Source organism: Dyella sp. 01N36, assembly GCF_056399745.1.
Genome location: NZ_JBFTRY010000003.1, coordinates 1 through 16,376 on the forward strand (window position 1 = coordinate 1; position 16,376 = coordinate 16,376).

Consider the following 16,376-nt stretch of genomic DNA (forward strand, 5'->3'; position numbering starts at 1 on the left):
ATAGTGCGGGCTGGTCTCACCGCTCGCCAGGTACTTGGCAATGGTGTTGCGTGACAGCTTCGTGCGTCGGGCGATCTCTCGGATCGAGATCTTGTCGCGAAGGTGCCAGCGTCGGATTACGCTCAATAGGGCCACGTCGATCACTCCCGTTACTCCCGCTCGTGTCGTGAGCGGAGGGTGGTAGGAGGTGGCTCAAAATTCGACGAAAATCACCCCGGGAAGTGGCTCAGTTTTGGATGAAACTCAACATCACTCGCTCATTTTCGGTCCAGCGCGAACAGATGGACTTGCAATCTTGCTTCGCGAGTACGTACGGCGGCACGGCAGGCTGCCGCAGCTGATTCATCTCGATCGCGGGCCTGAAAATCGTTCTGGATGGCTGAGAGAGTTTGCAGAGCACTACAACATCACTTTGCGATGGTCGCCAACGGCCGCAAGCGCATGGAATGGCCTTGCCGAAGCGACCATCAAACGAGTCAACCAAGCCGTTGCTCACCGAATGATAGGCAGCACGCTCCCAGACCAGAAAGGAAGGAAGTCAGACGGCCGATTCAAAAGTCGTCGCAACGCCAAATTGGGCTTCGATGTCGTTCATGAGCAGTTCCTCGAGTATGTCTACAAGGATCTACCTGAAACGCCCTGTGCAGACGGCCGGTCCCCTCTTGAAAAGAAGGAGGCTTGCATCCTGCTGGCCGGCGACCTGGGCTTCGCATGCAGTGAGGACGAAGACTTCCTCTTAAGTACTTCCATCGAAGCCAAACTTAAGAGGAACATCAACCTGCGGCGGGGCATTCGGACGGAAGAAGGATATTTCTCGAGCGACGAACTCATAGCCGAACTCAGGCTAGGCAAAGTCGAACGATCCAAAAGTGATTGCGAAGATCCGACGATTCTGCGCGTCCGCATAAACGGCCAGTGGATCAAGGCTTTTCACAGCAGCGTCCAATCTGCCGCCGTCCTATCCGCGGAGGATAAGCTCTTTAACTTGCTCTATCAGCCTACCCAACGTGCGATCTCTCGTAGGCGAAAGAATCAAATCAATCGACACACGTTCAACCGTATTGAGAACGCCAATCTTGCGGCGAAATTGCCTCGTGTCGAACTCAAGGATACGGGGCCATCAGCGACAGATGTGGACACCCGCGCGCCTAGCGAGAACCTAGGTGGCGATGGGACCAGCTGGGATGACATCCGCGGGTGGGATGAACGGGGGGAGGCGTCGTGAACATTATCGAACACTTTGCCTTCCTGGAGGCGCGAGAGAGGCTGAAAGCGGCGTTCGACAATTTCCAGCCGGGTCATATGGTCTTCATCATCGGGCCGTCCGGTGCCGGGAAGACGACCCTACGACATGCAGTAATGCGAGAAGTCTTTGGAAACCCTTTGCGCTGGGGGACCGGGATGATACCGATCGTCGAAACGTTTGCGAAACTGCCGCACAACGCCTACTTCTCGTCACGCGAGCTGGTGAAAGCCCTTATATACGAGACCCAAAGTCCAAATCTAAGGTGGCTGTTGCAGGATAGCGATCTTTCACGCCAGACCGTCGCAGACATCCAGCGAGATCTATCGGATAGCGCCAAAGTAGCCGATCTTCTACCACTCCGCCAGATGACTGAGGGCGATCACTGGAGGACCCTATCACGAACATTGAAAATGAGATCCTGCAAGTTTCTCTCTGTCGACCAGGTCACCGCCTTATTGAAGAACCGGCGCGACACTTCCCCAAGCGATCACACAAAGCATCTCATGTTCTTCGCAGAAGAGAACGAGATCATGTTCATCATGACAGGCGTGCATGAAGCAGCGCTTCTTTGGGACATACACTCCGAACTTCGCCGGCGTGTCACTACCGTGTGGTTGCCACCATACAGCCCGAGGAGAAAGAGAGATCACGAGCACTTCTTGCGACTTCTCAAAAATATCAGCACGTCCCATTCATTCTCACCACGTGATTTGCCATACAGGATGGCGCACGACGTCCTAGCTGCCACCGGCGGCATCATTGGCGAGATCACCAAGCTATTCGATAGAGCGAGGCAATCGGCCAGATTAGACGGAAAGACAAATATCCATAAGAAAGATGTCGAAAGCTCCTACTACAACCAGCGCGACATCGACACCTTGTGGCGAGACATCCACGCCTTCGAAGAAACGATGGCAGCCGGAAATGTCGCCATGAGAGCATCGCAGGTCGCGTTGCAGTGGCCGCGCGAAATCAGCGCCTCGTAGATGCAAGCGGGCATGTTCGAGACTTGTGGCGTCCGCTTTTGGGCGCCACTTCCACCCGTACCACTCTTAAATCTCGGGACACCAATCGTTGAGTCCGTAGAGCATTACGCGTTGAGATTGGCTGCAATCACCGGGATCGCGATGCGACCATTGGTTTCGTTGCCACCACCGCACGACGAACCCGGCAGGCATCAGGTAAGGCTAACCTCGAGCTTTTGCGGGCCGGGCAAGATCTATCGTCGACGGATTGAAAATCTAGAATGGCTCACCGGGGTACGCACGATCCACTGCGGCTCATTCTTCGTCCTCGATGCCTTATTGGCGCCGGGGGCCATCGGCCGGAAGGGCGGACGCCGTCGTTGGTGCCCACGCTGCTATCTGTCCTGGGATGAGCTTACGTCCTGTGAATGTCTTCAGTGGTCTATCGACCTGAGAATGACCTGCCCGATCCATGGGTGCAATCTGGAAGATAGGTGCCCCCACTGTGGCTCCATGCAGCCCACAAGCACGCCGTACGATAGAAGACGAAACTGCGCATCCTGCGGCGCATTTCTGGGGTCGACAGGAACACTTACTCCCAGGTCGAACTACGTGAAGTGGGTAGAAGCTCAGATATCGGACATGGTCGCCATTTGTGCTGACCCGGCGCAACCACCCATTTCCGGGGACACATTCGAGATATTTGTTAAAGAACTGACTCGATCACTACCCGACGAATGTCGGCGAGAACCAAACGTCTCCAGTTCCATCAATCGACTGGCAAGACTGAACAACCCAAGCACGAGCAGCAAGGTAGCACTTCACACCTTGATCAATGCCTGCGCTTTGCAAGGGATACCTGTGCGAGAGCTCATTCTTCGTCCTAGAGAAGCTGCTTGCGCGCCGCTACGCGGCGGCTGGGGCGGCTACCGCGCTCTTCAGCACAGCACCAACAGCGACCTCGATAAGGCGCGGATAATGCAGCTATGCCTTGCAGGGCTCCTGTCCAATCGCGATATACGACGCCTCCCTCGGCTAACTCTTATCGCTCAAGAGATTGACGAGGGCATCATTAAACGCCCGAGTCGCGGATCGGTGTTGTATCGTGAGTATGTGCAAAGGTACCGCCAACAGGGGAGCCCGAAGAAACTTGTTAGAGCAAACGCTGATTTCGTGGCAGCCCTCGACTGCATGAAGGTTTTGCGACCTAACCCTTTTGGGTCCTACGACGTCAAAGCAGCGCGCTACGCGGTAGCGCGTGCAACGGGGAGATCACTGAGCGAAGCTCGCGAGCTAGTGGGCTCCGTTACGCGATTCAGGAGAATCGTTGAGCTAGCCAAGGCCAAGGTCCTTGACCTGACACCCGCCGAAGTACGTGCACAGAAAAAGCTGGGCGGTATATACGATCACTGGCCAGACTTACTGCCACCATAAGTGGTGCCATTCCAGGTCATTCGTTCTGGGATATTGAACAGTCCAGCCTTCGGAAGTGTCGACCCAACACTAGGGCTGAATCAGAACTTTGCTTCGCGAGGTTCACCCGAGATTGTGGCAAGCGAATCAAATTCAGCAATCTCCATGAATTCGGCAAGATATTCTGGCTCGTGTGAGGCGAGCCATGCGGAAACGCGCTCATTCTTCACGAGTTTTGCGACGTAGCTCCTGGCGATGGTGAGTTGTAAATTGTCTTCGCCATACGTCTCCTCTGCATACCGTGTTCGACTCTGGGCCGCCTCCAGCTCGCGCTCGAGACGTGCAATCTGCTCGCGCGATATGTCACGATCTCCTGTCGGATGCCGTGGTTTCACCAATTGGCTATCCGATGTTGCTGCGAGAATCGCTTTGATGAAGGGTGTTGTGAAGTTTCTTTGGCCCGTCATCAATTCAGCGGCCTCTACCTGGCGCATAGGTTTCATGCGTTTGAGAAGGTCAAAGACCACCATGGGACACGATTTATCCGAGAGCTGATCTGCTGCTTCCTGGCAGATACCATCGAGCAACTTGAAACGCCGTCGGATCGCGCCGAGTTCCATATCTAATGCCTCGGCGATTCGTTCCTCTGGCACACCGTGTTCGACCGCATGGACGATCTGCCTGTGCTCCTGTATGGAGGCGAGCCGGCTGATTCGTTTGTTGTATGTGTAGCCTTCGTCATCCGTCGATATCAGACATTCGACTTCTTTCCATCCAAGCTCCTTGATGATTTCAAGTCGAAGGAGCCCATCAAGCAAGAAGTACGTACCTCGCTTATCTGGGTTTGGGCTGACGACCGGACACTCGACCAAGCCTATGGCGTGAATCGACTTCGCGATCTGCCTATACTTTTGGCTTTGCTTTGTCGTAGGCCGAAGAATTTTTAGCGGAAGGATGGCCGACAGAGGAATGATGCGGGTGCCAAATTCAAAGCCCTCGGGCGCACAGCCCTCGGAATCATCTTTCGTGCTCATTGGATTATCCCTCGTGCCATTCGCCGTTCAAGCGGACCCGGAATCGTCTCCAGATGTTCTTCCCGCAGCACAGCTACGAATTGGGGGTTTTTTAACAGAGTCTGCATAGCCTGAACGACAAAGAGCAGCCGCTTCTGAGTGAAGTCGGCCTTTCTTATCAACAGTTGCTGTTTGCCGACTTCGCGTTGATAGATGCGGCGAAGGTTCTCTGCCGAGAGTTTCCTGCTACCCCTTCTACCATACGACGAGTGTCTTTCATTCTTACCCCGTGATGCTCGCTGTTCGAGCAAGCGGCGTAGTACGGGGAGCTTCTTCCCTCTGACGACACCTTGCGTGTACGCCTCTGCCAGAGCTTCTTGAATGCCAGCATCGTCACTTCTAGCGATGGTGACCGCGAGGCTGATCGGGATGAGGCCGGTCTCAACAGCTGCCACCAGACGCTCCTCTCCGTTTTCAAGGAGGTTCAAGAGCATGCTCACCCAAGAGGCCGTGACGCCGAGCTTTTGACCTATCTGCGTTTCGTTGTAGCCTCGTTTATGCAGCGTTTCTATCTCACGCATCAGCTCGATCGCCGGATGCTGCCGCCTGGCGATATTTTCGACGAGGCTCATCACCAAGCAATCCTCTTCACTCGCGGACACGATGATGGCCGGGACCTCGGTTCGGCCGAGGCGCTGATATGCCTCCAGTCGCCCCTGGCCGCAGACAAGATCGTATTCGAAGCCTCCTTCGGAGATAGCTTTACGGCTGACGGTGACTGGGCGCTTGAGACCAATTCGCCCAATGTTCTCGATGATCTCGCGATACTGTCGTTGATTGCGGGCTCGTGGATTCAGAACGCGGACGCGTTCGATCGGAATCATCTCTATGGTGCGCATGATGTCCCTCCAAGTTAGGCTGCTCGGCTGATGGAGCAGCGCTCTGCCAGCGCGTACAAAGGCTCCAGAGAATCAAAACGGTATGCATCCAGAAGCACATCGTTATCCTGTTCCGCGAGGCGGCATGGTCTTAGTGGAAGATCGATTCTGGGAAACAAGTAGTAATCGAGTACGGCTTTCTGGTCGGCCGCCAAACGCGCAACCACGGTGATGTCTGGGGCAAGACTTGCCTCGAAGTGTAGGTGCCAGCGGAATGTGCCGCTGACGAGCTGAAGGCACCGCGCGATCACGATCGACATTGTGAACTCATCGTTGACTCGCAAGAGGCCCGTCTTCGCCTGTGTCTCGGCAGAGGCATGGTAACGATCAAAGCCCGCCACAATTTCCGAGACGATATCCGGCATCATGGCCCTTAAGGCCTGATTTATTGCGAGATAGCGGTAATCGCGGTTCGGACGAAAGCCGATCAACGAGTAGGCACGTACAAGCCCACCGAATCGTTGCCGATAAGTGCTGCTGGATGGCATTGCCTCCTGCTCGTCGATCAACATCCCTGAGAGAACACCTGCCTTTCGCAGAAGACCACTGAGAAGCTCAAGCATTGCAGCGTCATCGAGGCGCTGGGACCGCGCCGCGATAATTTCTTGTGCGCGCACAAACCATTCTCTTGGGACCAACGGCTCGAACGCACCATCGTGGCGCACCCACATACTGGGTGAATTCCTTACATGCCGTTGCTTTAACTTGAACGAGGTTCGGTTGTAGACATTGTTGCCAATGTACTTCTCGTTCGTTAGCACTTGGTGGACGGTGCCTCTCGTCCATAATCGGCCGAGGTCAGTTGCAACGCCCTTCGCGTTAAGTAGCTCGGCGATTTCTTGCTCCGGCCTCCCAGCTTCGAGGAACTCCTTATATATGTGGCGGACGGTAGCTACTTCCTCGTCCGGCCCCGGAACAAGGACGACTCGATCTGTTTGAAGGCCTTTCTGCTCTCCTGCCTGCAGGCGCCCCTTAGGCTGACGGTGATCGTCTAACAGCATCCGACGCAGTCCAAAGCCTGGAGGTCCGCCTTGTCGAAAGCCGAGCTCGATGAGCCTGCATTGTCCTTGGAAGACTTTGCTGGACAGTTCCCGGCTGTATTCCCCAGCCATAGCGCGCTTAACGCTTTTCATGACAGTGGCCATGGGGCTGCCATCGTTTTCGAAGGGCTCAGCACAGTAGAAGACCTGAATTCCGGAGCGCCGGCACAAGTACTCGTAATAAGCGCTTTCATCAGCATCCTGAAAACGTCCCCAGCGACTGATGTCGTACACGAGGATCGCGTGAAAGACGCAGTCTCCCGACTGAACGTCCCGAATCAGCTGCTGCAGGGCATTGCGCCCCTCGAGGCTTAAGCCGCTCTTACCCTCATCTGCATAGGTCTTGCTGATGACCATGCCGTGCTGTTCGGCGTACTTGGCGATGATCTCTCGTTGGTTTTCTGTCGAATACCGCTGATGGTCGGTAGACATGCGGACGTACTGAGCCACCACTATCGGCCGCCCACCTGCGCTCAGATTCGATGTCACACTCCGCCGGCTCATGACCGCGCCCGGGATCAGCTCCCACGCCGTAGAGCAGAAGGTTTAGGCTCTACGTTGGATTTTGTCAAGCAAATCCAACATTTGATTTGGATGTTACCGCGGCGCCACGGCTTTAGTGTCGCCGAGAAGCCAACGCTTCCAGGAAGCCGAGCAAGGCCGCTTGCTGGACCTCCGTAAGCCTCTTGAACTGGTCAAGGAGGCGGATGTCCTGAACACGCAATGGCCTAGGTAGGTCAGGTGAAACGATTTCCCAGGGATGGCAACCCAGCGCATGGGAGAGGCGCAACAGCCAATCGACGGTAAGACGCCGCTTACCGGCTTCGAGAAGACTGATCTGCTGATTTGAGGTATCCGCCGCACTGGCAAGCGCCTCGAGCGAAAGGCCCCGCGCCTCACGGAGCACTCTTATCCGATTGTCCACGTATCCAGGATGCTCCGCCTTTCGATGTAACTAAGGTATCAGAGACGTTCCGGCCTTAAGGCTGTGGCGCCTTCGATGGTCGCACCCAGCGGCTGGCTAGTTGCAGGTAAGGGCATCGAAACAAGCTCCGCGATCGTGATCTCGCCGGCCACCCAGCGCTGGGCTGCCACAAGGGCATGCTTGCCTGGCACAAGACCTTCCAGCCCAACTGTGGCAAATGCGTAATCGACAAATGACTGGCGAAGCTTTCGCTCCTCGTCACCCAGAGGCCCGTTCATAACCTCACCCCATTCAATTCCGCTCGATCAACATCACCATCAATGAACCGCTGGGCCTGAGCTTCGTCAACAGGGCTCAGTTTGCCCCCCTGAATCTCCAGCATCTCCCGTGCTTGGCACACCGCTCGCGTCCGTAAAGCACGCTCCTCGACTGGCGACCTGCTGGGATCCAAAGGAACTGCGGAGACGCTAACTTGATGTTGTCCGTTCATGGCGGCCAAGAAACGCCGGCGTCCGGCTTCCCGGGGCTCAACCGCAAGAATCAAGCGGAATTTCTGGCTCATAACGCACCCAACCGCCTTGGAGGACGCCGCATTGATTTGGTGGCAAAGGCTCTCTTCAGAACTCAAACGCTACCAGAACTCATCTATATGCGCCGCTCCCAGGACGGTATCAATGTATGAGATCAGTGTGCTGAAGACTCGCACCAGAACTGGGCCCAACCCTTTTACGACACGCCTTTCGTATAACGCCGAGCACGGAGTTCGTGCTGCATGCTGGTGTCTGTCGTATGCAAAGTGGTGCATAATGGTGCCATCGACATACGCCGGACTAATTATGGCCCGCAGCCCCGTGGCACCCGACAGAAAGAGCGTCCGAACCTCTGTCACTTTGCCAGAGGACGCACTCTTCCAGGTTCAGGCTTTGGCTGACGCCAACCACGTTTCTTCTGCGTGGGTGATTCGCATGGCTGTACAGCGCTTCTTAGATGAGCACCACGGTCAGCTTGAGCTGCCGTTGCGTCTGTCTTCGAAACAAGGATTCGATATCAATGAATAAAAACATCCTTAGTCGCAAACTGGAACGTTTGCGCACCGATGCGAAGCCTCGCGTCCTCGACTTGTTCGCGGGCTGCGGAGGGATTTCGCTCGGCTTCGAAGCCGCCGGATTTGAAACGCGTGCCGCAGTGGAATTTGATCCAGAAGCAGCTCGTTCCCATGGGCTCAATTTCCATGGAGGCGCCGAACCTCATAGTCAGCCGATCGACATCACTAAGACGTCGCCCGCAGAACTCTGCGCTCGCCTCGGGCTAGGCAAGGTAGCCGAAGCGTTCGACGTTGTCGTGGGAGGGCCGCCTTGTCAGGCATTTGCACGGGTGGGCCGCCCTAAACTTCGGGAGATCGACGATCATCCTGAGGCGTTCATCCATGATCCTCGCGCACAGCTATACAAAAAATATCTTGAGTACGTCGATGCGTTTCAGCCGCTCGCCGTGCTCATGGAGAACGTGCCTGACATCCTGAACCACGGTGGACAGAACATCGCAGAGGAAACGTGCGAAGTTCTGGAGTCCAAGGGGTATGTCTGCGGCTACACCCTGTTGAATGCCGCCTTCTATGGCGTCCCCCAAATGCGTGAAAGGATGTTCCTGATCGCTTATCGCCGGGAACTTGGCGCGAAAGTATCGTTCCCATCGCCTTCGCACTGGCTCGTCCTCCCACCGGGCTATGAGGGATCGCGATCAGTCGCGTTAAAGACTCTTCGCGGTCTCCTGAGTGACGCTCATTCCTACATAGAGCCCCCGGCCGCCAGCCCCGAATTGCCGCCGGCGATCACCGCCGAAGACGCCCTGGGAGATCTACCCACGATCAACGCCAGAGAGCTCCTCGCCGCTGGAAAGATTGCGCGTGGCGCCCGCCGATTCGACACCCCGGTCGGCTACAGCCGAAAGAAGCCTTCGACCTATGCGACGCTGATGCGAACTTGGTCGGGGCACGAGGCACCAAAGGAAGGCGTCAGCGATCACCTTATCCGCTACCTCCCGCGTGACTACGAACTGTTCGCCCGGATGAACCCGGGAGACCAGTACCCGCAGGCGCATGCTCACGCGCTGGAAATGTTTCAGGAGCGTTTGGCAGCAGCGCGTGCCAGGGGCGAGAAGATCAAAGAGGGGTCGGAAAAATATACCGCTCTACGGGATTCCATCGTTCCTCCGTATGACGCCAGCAAGTTTCCAAACAAATGGCGAAAGATGTGGCGCGATCAGCCTGCGCGTACGCTCATGGCGCATCTTGGCAAGGACAGCTATAGCCACATTCATTACGACAGCAAGCAGGCACGTACCATTTCCGTTCGTGAGGCCGCTCGCCTACAGTCGTTCCCGGACGGCTTCATCTTTAGCGGCACGATGAACCCCGCTTTCAAACAGATCGGCAACGCGGTGCCACCACTTCTTGCGGCCGCGATCGCCAAGCAGATGCTGACAACCATTAAGCAAGCGCAAAGGGAGATTGTGGATGAATCTGAACGAGCGGCAGCGGCGGTTTGAGGAAGCGGTAACCGCCCTCCCTTCTGTTGGCCAGGAAGCGCGCGTAGCGAAAAATTTTGGATTTTCCAATAGCGCTCGAGTGCTTGAGGGCGGCCTCTTTGCCTGCACAAACAACTTAGAGACTTATTCAGAGAAGCTCGCGAACGGCAATATCGAGCCGCTGAAGCGATTTGTCTTGTTGTGCGTCCTTACCTTCCCGCCGCAGGATGAAGTCTATTTTGCGATCGTCATCAACTCGGACATTGATCGATTCAACAAAGGACTGATCAAGCTATTCGGGCAAGGCGAGCAACGCAACAAGGACCTCATTGCTGCAGGGAAGAAGGTCGGAAGCATAAGCAACAACGTGAAGTTCTATCTCACCAACGATGGTCAGATCTATTTTCACAACAACGAATTTCTTGAGTCGTTAGCACCAGCGTCCGACAGGGATCCGCTTGACGAAGACTGCAAGGCTAAGATCGACTCGATTGCCTTTTGGATCTGGCCGCCATCAGCGTCCGCGAGGCGGAGCCTTCTTGCGCGTGACTTCGTTGGGTATCTTGGAGATCTTGTTGGCAAAGAGAAGATTCGAGAGCTGACCATTGCGGGCGCCACTGAGCCGCTCGGACCGCAAATGCGCAGAATGCCTACAGCTGTCCCGGTCGCAGATATCGAGCAGTCGGTGAATGATCTCGGCGGCTACTACGTGAACGGCGAGATCAGGCGCTTTCACGCAGCTCTGAATTTTCTGGAGCACAAACACTTTGTCATTCTGTCCGGCTTATCTGGGACAGGTAAAACTCAGCTCGCTCTTAGGTACGCGCGAGCCGTCCATGGAATAGGTTCAAACCGCGAAGCTGATCCTCTGATCTTTGAGTGTCCTGTGCGTCCTGAATGGACCGATCCCACGGGACTTACTGGTTACTACGACGTACTGACAAATCGATACGTCGTTCCGACCTTCCTTGAAGCCGTCCTAGTTGCCACCGCACATCGAGATTCACCAGTATTCGTGATCCTCGATGAAATGAATCTCGCCCGCGTCGAGTACTACCTCTCGGATGTGCTGTCCTGCATTGAAACGGGAAGCGCGCTTAGCCTTCACTCCAACGGAGTACCGCTGGAAGGGACCAACGGCACAAGCATACGGGCCGAGCTTCATCTTCCACCCAACCTCTTCATCATTGGCACTATCAATATCGACGAAACTACCAATCCGGTAAGCGACAAGGTGCTCGACCGCGCATCGGTCATTGAGATGTCGTCCGTTGACGTTGAAGGCTTCCTCAACAACCTTAGTGGCCGCGACAAAACTCTGGAACAGGCTTGCACGACAGCCAGGTCAACTTTGGTTAACGTCCATCGTAGTCTTCAGGAGCATGGACTGGGCTTTGGTTACCGTGTCATCGAAGAGTTTGTCCGCTACCACGCTTTTGATTCGCTGCACCTCAAGAACGTTCCTGATGAAGTTACGGACCAGCTGCTGATCCAGAAGATCTTCGTCAAGCTGCGCGGCGCCGAGAAGCAACGAAGCCTATTGGATGGACTCGATAAGTTGTGCTCGAAATTCCCAAGGTCCCAGGCTTTTGTTAGAAAGCTAGTGTCAGACCTGGACGATTTCGGCTCCTTTCAAGCCATGCGGTGAGATGTGACCTCACTCTATATCCAAGCCGAAGCTGGGGGCACCGCTTGGCAAGTGTGGCCAACGCCGGAGGTCATTCCTGCAGGAGCAGTGCGGGAGGCCTCCTCCTATCTCTTCGAGCTAAGAGATAGTGATGACGCAATTGCTGCTGACCTTTTCATTGATGATGTACCCATTGAGGCTCTACGTTCGCGCGAATCACGTACTGCGCGATGGCGTTGGTCCCCGGGTTTTCACGCAGGCACTGTCGAAGCAGCACTACGAGTCCCCGGCGCTGGTTTGCATCGGTTCGAAATCATTACTGATCCAGACCTCCGCAAGCTCACGCGTGATGACTTTGACGCAATGGTCCGCGAGATTCTCGAGGACACATATGCACTTTTTTCTATCAGTGCATTCCGCAAAGGTATAGCGCGACAGTCGGCGAACAGGCCTCCGCCCATCGCTCGCTTGGAATTTCTGCGCTCACGAGTAGATGAGATCACGGCATCAGTCGACGCAATCGCGCGCACGCCTCGCCACTTTCTGCGCGCCCACGAGATAATCGTTCCCATCCATCGAGCGACGCGAGCGACAGGCCCCGAAATCATCAAATCGTTCCGCTCAGGGGCCATAAGAACTGAGGTGGGGAGCCCCTCGCGGCTTCCCGCGATGCTTCGTGGCAAATTGCCGGCCCAAGTAAGATTGCGCCAGCGCCGCAACAGCGTAGATATCCCCGAGCACCGCCAGATCAAAGCCTGTCTCAAATCGTGGTCAGCTTGGTTAGGTGGCATTGCGGATGTTCTGGCAAAAGTCGACGTATCTAATGAGCCAGACGATGTTTCCGCAGCAAGAGGCTGGTCAGTCAGGTCGCGCAAAATTGCGCGGAGGCTGAGCGACTCGGCAAATAGAAGCGTGTTCGCTGAAGTCGGCGAAGACAAAGCCTTCCTTCACATGTCATCTTTGTTCCGAAACGATCCGGTCTATCGGCGGTTCTATAAGCTCTGGCAAGACATGAATCTGGGCCTCGCTGCTCTGTTCGGTGACTTCCTGCAGATGCCCCTGGCCAAAACCTACAAGCTATATGAACTCTGGTGCTTTCTGCGGCTCTTGCGTGCTGCCCTGGAAGAATATGGATCCAATGACGCAGATCTGAGCAGCTTGTTCATTGCGGAAGCGGCGGGCGGCGTATCCATCTCGAACGGCGCCGTTGTAGTAAATGTTAGCCCGAATAAGGCTCTCTGCTTTCAAAGGCAATACCGCGAGTATTGGCTTGACTCCAAAAAGGAAGGAAGTTACAGCCGGACCATGGTCCCGGACGTCGTCCTTTCAAATACTGAGTCTGGCGACGCGGACCGCTCCATCATCGTCCTCGATGCTAAGTATCGAATCAGCGATGGACTGAACGATGCGCTGTCGTCCATTCACATGTATCGCGACGCTTTGGTCAAAGAGGTCGAGACCGGGAAAGCAGAAGGAATTGTTTCTGCCGCGTACTTACTGACCCCGCACCTTCCCTCGCTAGGAGATGACTTCAAGGACACCAAGATGCCAGGCCGGCTCTTCCATCCAGCGTACAGACAGAAGTTTCAATTCGGCGCCGTAACATTGCGCCCTGGCATGGCCACTAGCGATTTACGAGCGACGCTGCGAGCTATAGTCGCAGATGCCGCTGCATAGATAAGCACATGACTGATGTACTCACTCCGGCGCAGCGCAGCTTAAATATGAGCCGGATTCGTGGGCGTGACACGAAACCTGAAATGCTTATCAGGCGTGGACTACATGCACTTGGGCTTAGATATCGCTTACACGACAGACAGCTTCCGGGGCGTCCCGACCTAGTATTTTCTCGTCACCGCACCGCCATTTTCGTCCATGGATGTTTTTGGCACGCCCATGACTGCTCACTGTCAAAGCTACCCGAAACTCGTACGGATTTTTGGCGTAGCAAGCTTGCGGCTAACATGGAGCGAGATCGACAGGCCATCGAAATGCTCAGGTCTGAAGGATGGCGTGTCCTAATAATTTGGGAATGCGCGCTTCGAGGAGCAGGGAAGAGAGACTTGACCGAGGTCATTGCTCAGGCGTCGCAATTCATCACCCAGAGCCAAAGCACAATACGAAACATAGAAGCAGCCCGGTTCCAGCAGTAATGTCCCACTGCAAGAGTAGATCAAATGCCGCGCTTCACGGACTGTCAAAGGCTGGACAAGACCTAGAGCTGCTTGTTCGCGAACTCATTTTAAGAAGAGGGCTCGCCGCGCAATGGAGTGGCACCTGAGTCTCGTCCTTCTGGAGAACGCAAAAACAGTTGTATGGTCCGAGCCTTCCGTTGCGAAGCATAAGTCCTCCCAGCCGGCACGAAGTCAAATAGCTTCAACACACGGTGCATACTGCTATTCGACTCTGCCGACGTCGCATAGACGGCACACCCTTCAGCCCTCTCAAGAAGCAGTCTAACCATGTCGCGACAAATGCCACGCTGTCTTGCGTGCGGCCGTACGAACACCCAGCCGAGCTCTAGGATGAAGTGCTCTGCTAATTCGGGCACGCCAGCTTTCTCGAACGCCTGATTTCTATACCCAACGTTAGGACTTTTGAGACCCGCTACTCCATGAACGATTTCCCCGTCTTTGGAGATCGCTACGCTATGCGCGCGGTCAAGTAACTGAGGCAGAGTCCCTGGATTTACTTCTCCGCTTTCCAGGACGCATCGCATAAAATCGCGGCGATCATCGAATGAGAGCTCGCCCGGTACTTGAATCTTCACCATAGAACCTTGGCCCACTTCTCTTTCCTCGGAGCGGAATGCGTGTCGTGAAAAAGCTCGGCAAATCAACGACCCGACACATCTTCGATGGTGGTATGCGCTTGGTGCCCAACCTCTCTCGCCCACCCCGATTTCTCCATCGCTACATAGGCAAGCACCCAGCCATGCGATAGGTCGACTTCTGCACAGCCGTGAGCATCTATACCCTCAGGAGCGAGGCTAACCGCGCGCCGAAGCGCACCGCCGGAAAGCGCAATACTAACCTTATCGGACATCGTGACCTCAAAGTCGACTCGTGCTACATCGCCTGCAAAGCCCGAACCTAAAGCTTTCGAGCTTGCTTCCTTGAAAGCAAATATCACGGCGAAGTTGACGTATGGATCTCCAACCCGTGTACAACCGTCTCGCTCTGCTTTCGTGAACACCTCATTTAGCCAGTCGTCGCCAAAACGGCGTATAGAACGGCGTATGGGTTCGATGAGACAGATATCTACACCGACCCCCACAATCACGTCAGTCACCAGAGGATTCGAAAGGCAACAACAATAGCCGCGAATGCGCAAATCCAAGCGATCAGCGCCCCGCTCGCTCCCCGGGCCCGAACGCCTAATAGGTCCAACTTGAAGGTCCCATCTAGGGCTCGAAACCCGCTCACCAAGATAGTGGCGCCACCAGCCGCCGAAGGAAGCGCAATTGCCACCAAAGAATTGTGGAACAGGCCAGGATTGGATTCGATGGCCTTCCAGTTAACTCCCTGCAGATTTTGCCAAATCAGAGTCGAGACCAAGATGGCTATCAATACGTGGGTTACCCGGCACACGTATCCCAACCAAGCCGGCTCAGATGCCTTGTCTACTTTAGTTTCGTGCGCCGGAAAGGTCATACAGCCAAGGCCTTTCTTTTAGCTTGAGATGCCCCGCCCATCGAGCCATCTTGATGAGAAGCAGTATTCAGCTTCCATTTGGGGGGGAACATTGGAGAGGGCATTGGCGACCGCAACGGACGATAGTTCTGCTTGATTTTAGTCCTGCCCGACAGACCAAGCACATCTGGATGTGCGACGCGAGCGTACTTAGAAATTTCGCAGAAGAGGTTTTGACAATCTATAGGCTGGAGCCGCCTCCCGAACAGACTTCTAAACTTCAGGTTACATCTCGCGAACTCTCGCTCCTGCTGTTCGTACACCCAAAATATGAATTCTTCGGGAGCGTGTTTGTTGCTGTTCGAGAAACACTTTGCGATGCCATCGATCGCACCAGGGCCAGCAACAACAAATTCCGCCTCGTCGCGCTCAAGTATCTCGGAGTAGTTCAAATCGATGGTGTACTGAAAGGCCAAAAATGGCCCCAGACCAGGATAACTGAGCAATAGCCGGTAGACAGCGTTCAAGTCGCGCGCCCGCCCGACACGCTGAGGCACCTTGTCGCGCATCATTTTATCGAGCAGCGCAATGTGATTTGCGTGTTTTCGAATATGCCCCAAGGATGGGGAGGGCATAATATAGGCTGCCGAATAGAGACTATGCCCTCTTGCTATTCGCTCATCTAGCACGCGAACGACGTCGTTTAGATCGATCGCCTTGTACGAGATTGGCCCAAGAGCCGCCTCTACAGCTTCCCAGGTTTCTATTTTGTTGAACAACTTAAAGAGTATTGTCCGAAAAAATAGCTCCCGTGCTTCGCTAGATCGATCCGCCCGATACTGGACGTCTCGAATCAGATATTGACTGACTCGATCGCTTGCTCGGTATGCATTTGTGAATCTGTACGATGCCAGGATCGGATCGTCGGTCCACGGCCCGAACGGATCCGTCAGGCGACGAAAGTATGTTTCCTGCCGCTCAACAGCAAACCGCCAGTATGTATCTAAAACAGGCGTGGCGTTCATATTCCTTTGCCCATACGCTGAGGTGC

General features: G+C 55.0%; 18 protein-coding genes. 8 read left to right on the forward strand and 10 right to left on the reverse strand.

From position 1 onward, the window contains the following. Window positions 1-144, reverse strand: a 144-nt coding sequence (locus AC1DMG_RS01250) for a helix-turn-helix domain-containing protein (protein ID WP_477180132.1), incomplete at its 3' end; no start/stop codon positions are given. A 151-nt stretch (window positions 145-295) separates the two neighbouring features. On the opposite strand from AC1DMG_RS01250, the gene AC1DMG_RS01255 reads away from it, so the two are divergent. Both AC1DMG_RS01255 and AC1DMG_RS01260 read left to right on the forward strand, forming a co-directional pair. Continuing rightward, on the forward strand, window positions 296-1,225 hold the full coding sequence (locus tag AC1DMG_RS01255) for a hypothetical protein (protein ID WP_477180106.1): 930 nt from the start codon (window positions 296-298) through the stop codon (window positions 1,223-1,225). Further along, a complete protein-coding gene (locus tag AC1DMG_RS01260) occupies window positions 1,222-2,232 on the forward strand; it encodes an ATP-binding protein (RefSeq protein ID WP_477180107.1) in 1,011 nt (336 codons plus the stop codon). Before AC1DMG_RS01255 ends, AC1DMG_RS01260 begins: the two co-directional genes overlap by 4 nt. A gap of 1,493 nt (window positions 2,233-3,725) precedes the next feature. Here AC1DMG_RS01260 and AC1DMG_RS01265 read toward each other — a convergent pair. The 6 genes from AC1DMG_RS01265 to AC1DMG_RS01290 all read right to left on the reverse strand — a co-directional run bounded on the left by AC1DMG_RS01265 (window position 3,726) and on the right by AC1DMG_RS01290 (window position 8,102). Next, window positions 3,726-4,658 (reverse strand): plasmid partitioning protein RepB C-terminal domain-containing protein, encoded by a 933-nt coding sequence (locus AC1DMG_RS01265; RefSeq protein WP_477180108.1) that lies wholly within the window; start codon window positions 4,656-4,658, stop codon window positions 3,726-3,728. Next, window positions 4,655-5,536 (reverse strand): plasmid partitioning protein RepB C-terminal domain-containing protein, encoded by an 882-nt coding sequence (locus AC1DMG_RS01270; RefSeq protein WP_477180109.1) that lies wholly within the window; start codon window positions 5,534-5,536, stop codon window positions 4,655-4,657. The genes AC1DMG_RS01265 and AC1DMG_RS01270 overlap by 4 nt, the downstream gene beginning before the upstream one ends. Window positions 5,537-5,550: 14 nt before the next feature. Beyond that, entirely contained in the window at window positions 5,551-7,119 is a 1,569-nt protein-coding gene (locus AC1DMG_RS01275) for a recombinase family protein (RefSeq protein ID WP_477180110.1), read from the reverse strand. A gap of 112 nt (window positions 7,120-7,231) precedes the next feature. Continuing rightward, the gene (locus AC1DMG_RS01280; RefSeq protein WP_477180111.1) at window positions 7,232-7,540 is read right to left on the reverse strand and encodes a helix-turn-helix transcriptional regulator; all 309 of its coding nucleotides are present in this window, start codon (window positions 7,538-7,540) and stop codon (window positions 7,232-7,234) included. Between the two features lie 38 nt (window positions 7,541-7,578). Then, on the reverse strand, window positions 7,579-7,818 hold the full coding sequence (locus AC1DMG_RS01285; RefSeq protein WP_477180112.1) for an antitoxin VbhA family protein: 240 nt from the start codon (window positions 7,816-7,818) through the stop codon (window positions 7,579-7,581). Further along, entirely contained in the window at window positions 7,815-8,102 is a 288-nt protein-coding gene (locus AC1DMG_RS01290; protein WP_477180113.1) for an antitoxin VbhA family protein, read from the reverse strand. Before AC1DMG_RS01290 ends, AC1DMG_RS01285 begins: the two co-directional genes overlap by 4 nt. On the opposite strand from AC1DMG_RS01290, the gene AC1DMG_RS01295 reads away from it, so the two are divergent. The 6 genes from AC1DMG_RS01295 (at window position 8,013) to AC1DMG_RS01320 (ending at window position 13,846) form a co-directional block, all read left to right on the forward strand. After that, the gene (locus AC1DMG_RS01295; RefSeq protein WP_477180135.1) at window positions 8,013-8,222 is read left to right on the forward strand and encodes a hypothetical protein; all 210 of its coding nucleotides are present in this window, start codon (window positions 8,013-8,015) and stop codon (window positions 8,220-8,222) included. The two genes, AC1DMG_RS01290 and AC1DMG_RS01295, sit on opposite strands and share 90 nt — an antisense overlap. 154 nt (window positions 8,223-8,376) lie before the next feature. After that, window positions 8,377-8,598: a ribbon-helix-helix domain-containing protein gene (locus tag AC1DMG_RS01300; RefSeq protein ID WP_477180114.1), complete on the forward strand. Its 222-nt coding sequence runs from the start codon at window positions 8,377-8,379 to the stop codon at window positions 8,596-8,598. Then, window positions 8,591-10,087, forward strand: a complete 1,497-nt coding sequence (locus tag AC1DMG_RS01305) for a DNA cytosine methyltransferase (RefSeq protein ID WP_477180115.1) — start codon at window positions 8,591-8,593, stop codon at window positions 10,085-10,087. The genes AC1DMG_RS01300 and AC1DMG_RS01305 overlap by 8 nt, the downstream gene beginning before the upstream one ends. Continuing rightward, window positions 10,056-11,714: an McrB family protein gene (locus AC1DMG_RS01310; protein ID WP_477180116.1), complete on the forward strand. Its 1,659-nt coding sequence runs from the start codon at window positions 10,056-10,058 to the stop codon at window positions 11,712-11,714. The genes AC1DMG_RS01305 and AC1DMG_RS01310 overlap by 32 nt, the downstream gene beginning before the upstream one ends. Window positions 11,715-11,717: 3 nt before the next feature. After that, the gene (locus AC1DMG_RS01315; RefSeq protein WP_477180117.1) at window positions 11,718-13,370 is read left to right on the forward strand and encodes a DUF2357 domain-containing protein; all 1,653 of its coding nucleotides are present in this window, start codon (window positions 11,718-11,720) and stop codon (window positions 13,368-13,370) included. Between the two features lie 8 nt (window positions 13,371-13,378). Then, window positions 13,379-13,846 carry a very short patch repair endonuclease gene (locus tag AC1DMG_RS01320; protein WP_477180118.1) on the forward strand — a complete coding sequence of 156 codons (468 nt, stop codon included), beginning with the start codon at window positions 13,379-13,381 and terminating at the stop codon, window positions 13,844-13,846. 89 nt (window positions 13,847-13,935) lie between these two features. Here AC1DMG_RS01320 and AC1DMG_RS01325 read toward each other — a convergent pair whose 3' ends face one another. From AC1DMG_RS01325 to AC1DMG_RS01335, 3 genes are all read right to left on the reverse strand, one after another. Next, window positions 13,936-14,466, reverse strand: coding sequence for a GNAT family N-acetyltransferase (locus AC1DMG_RS01325; protein ID WP_477180133.1), 531 nt, complete (start codon window positions 14,464-14,466; stop codon window positions 13,936-13,938). A 62-nt stretch (window positions 14,467-14,528) separates the two neighbouring features. Next, window positions 14,529-15,032, reverse strand: a complete 504-nt coding sequence (locus AC1DMG_RS01330; protein ID WP_477180119.1) for a holo-ACP synthase — start codon at window positions 15,030-15,032, stop codon at window positions 14,529-14,531. A 310-nt stretch (window positions 15,033-15,342) separates the two neighbouring features. Then, window positions 15,343-16,350, reverse strand: a complete 1,008-nt coding sequence (locus AC1DMG_RS01335; RefSeq protein ID WP_477180120.1) for a nucleotide kinase domain-containing protein — start codon at window positions 16,348-16,350, stop codon at window positions 15,343-15,345. Between the last annotated feature and the right edge of the window lie 26 nt (window positions 16,351-16,376).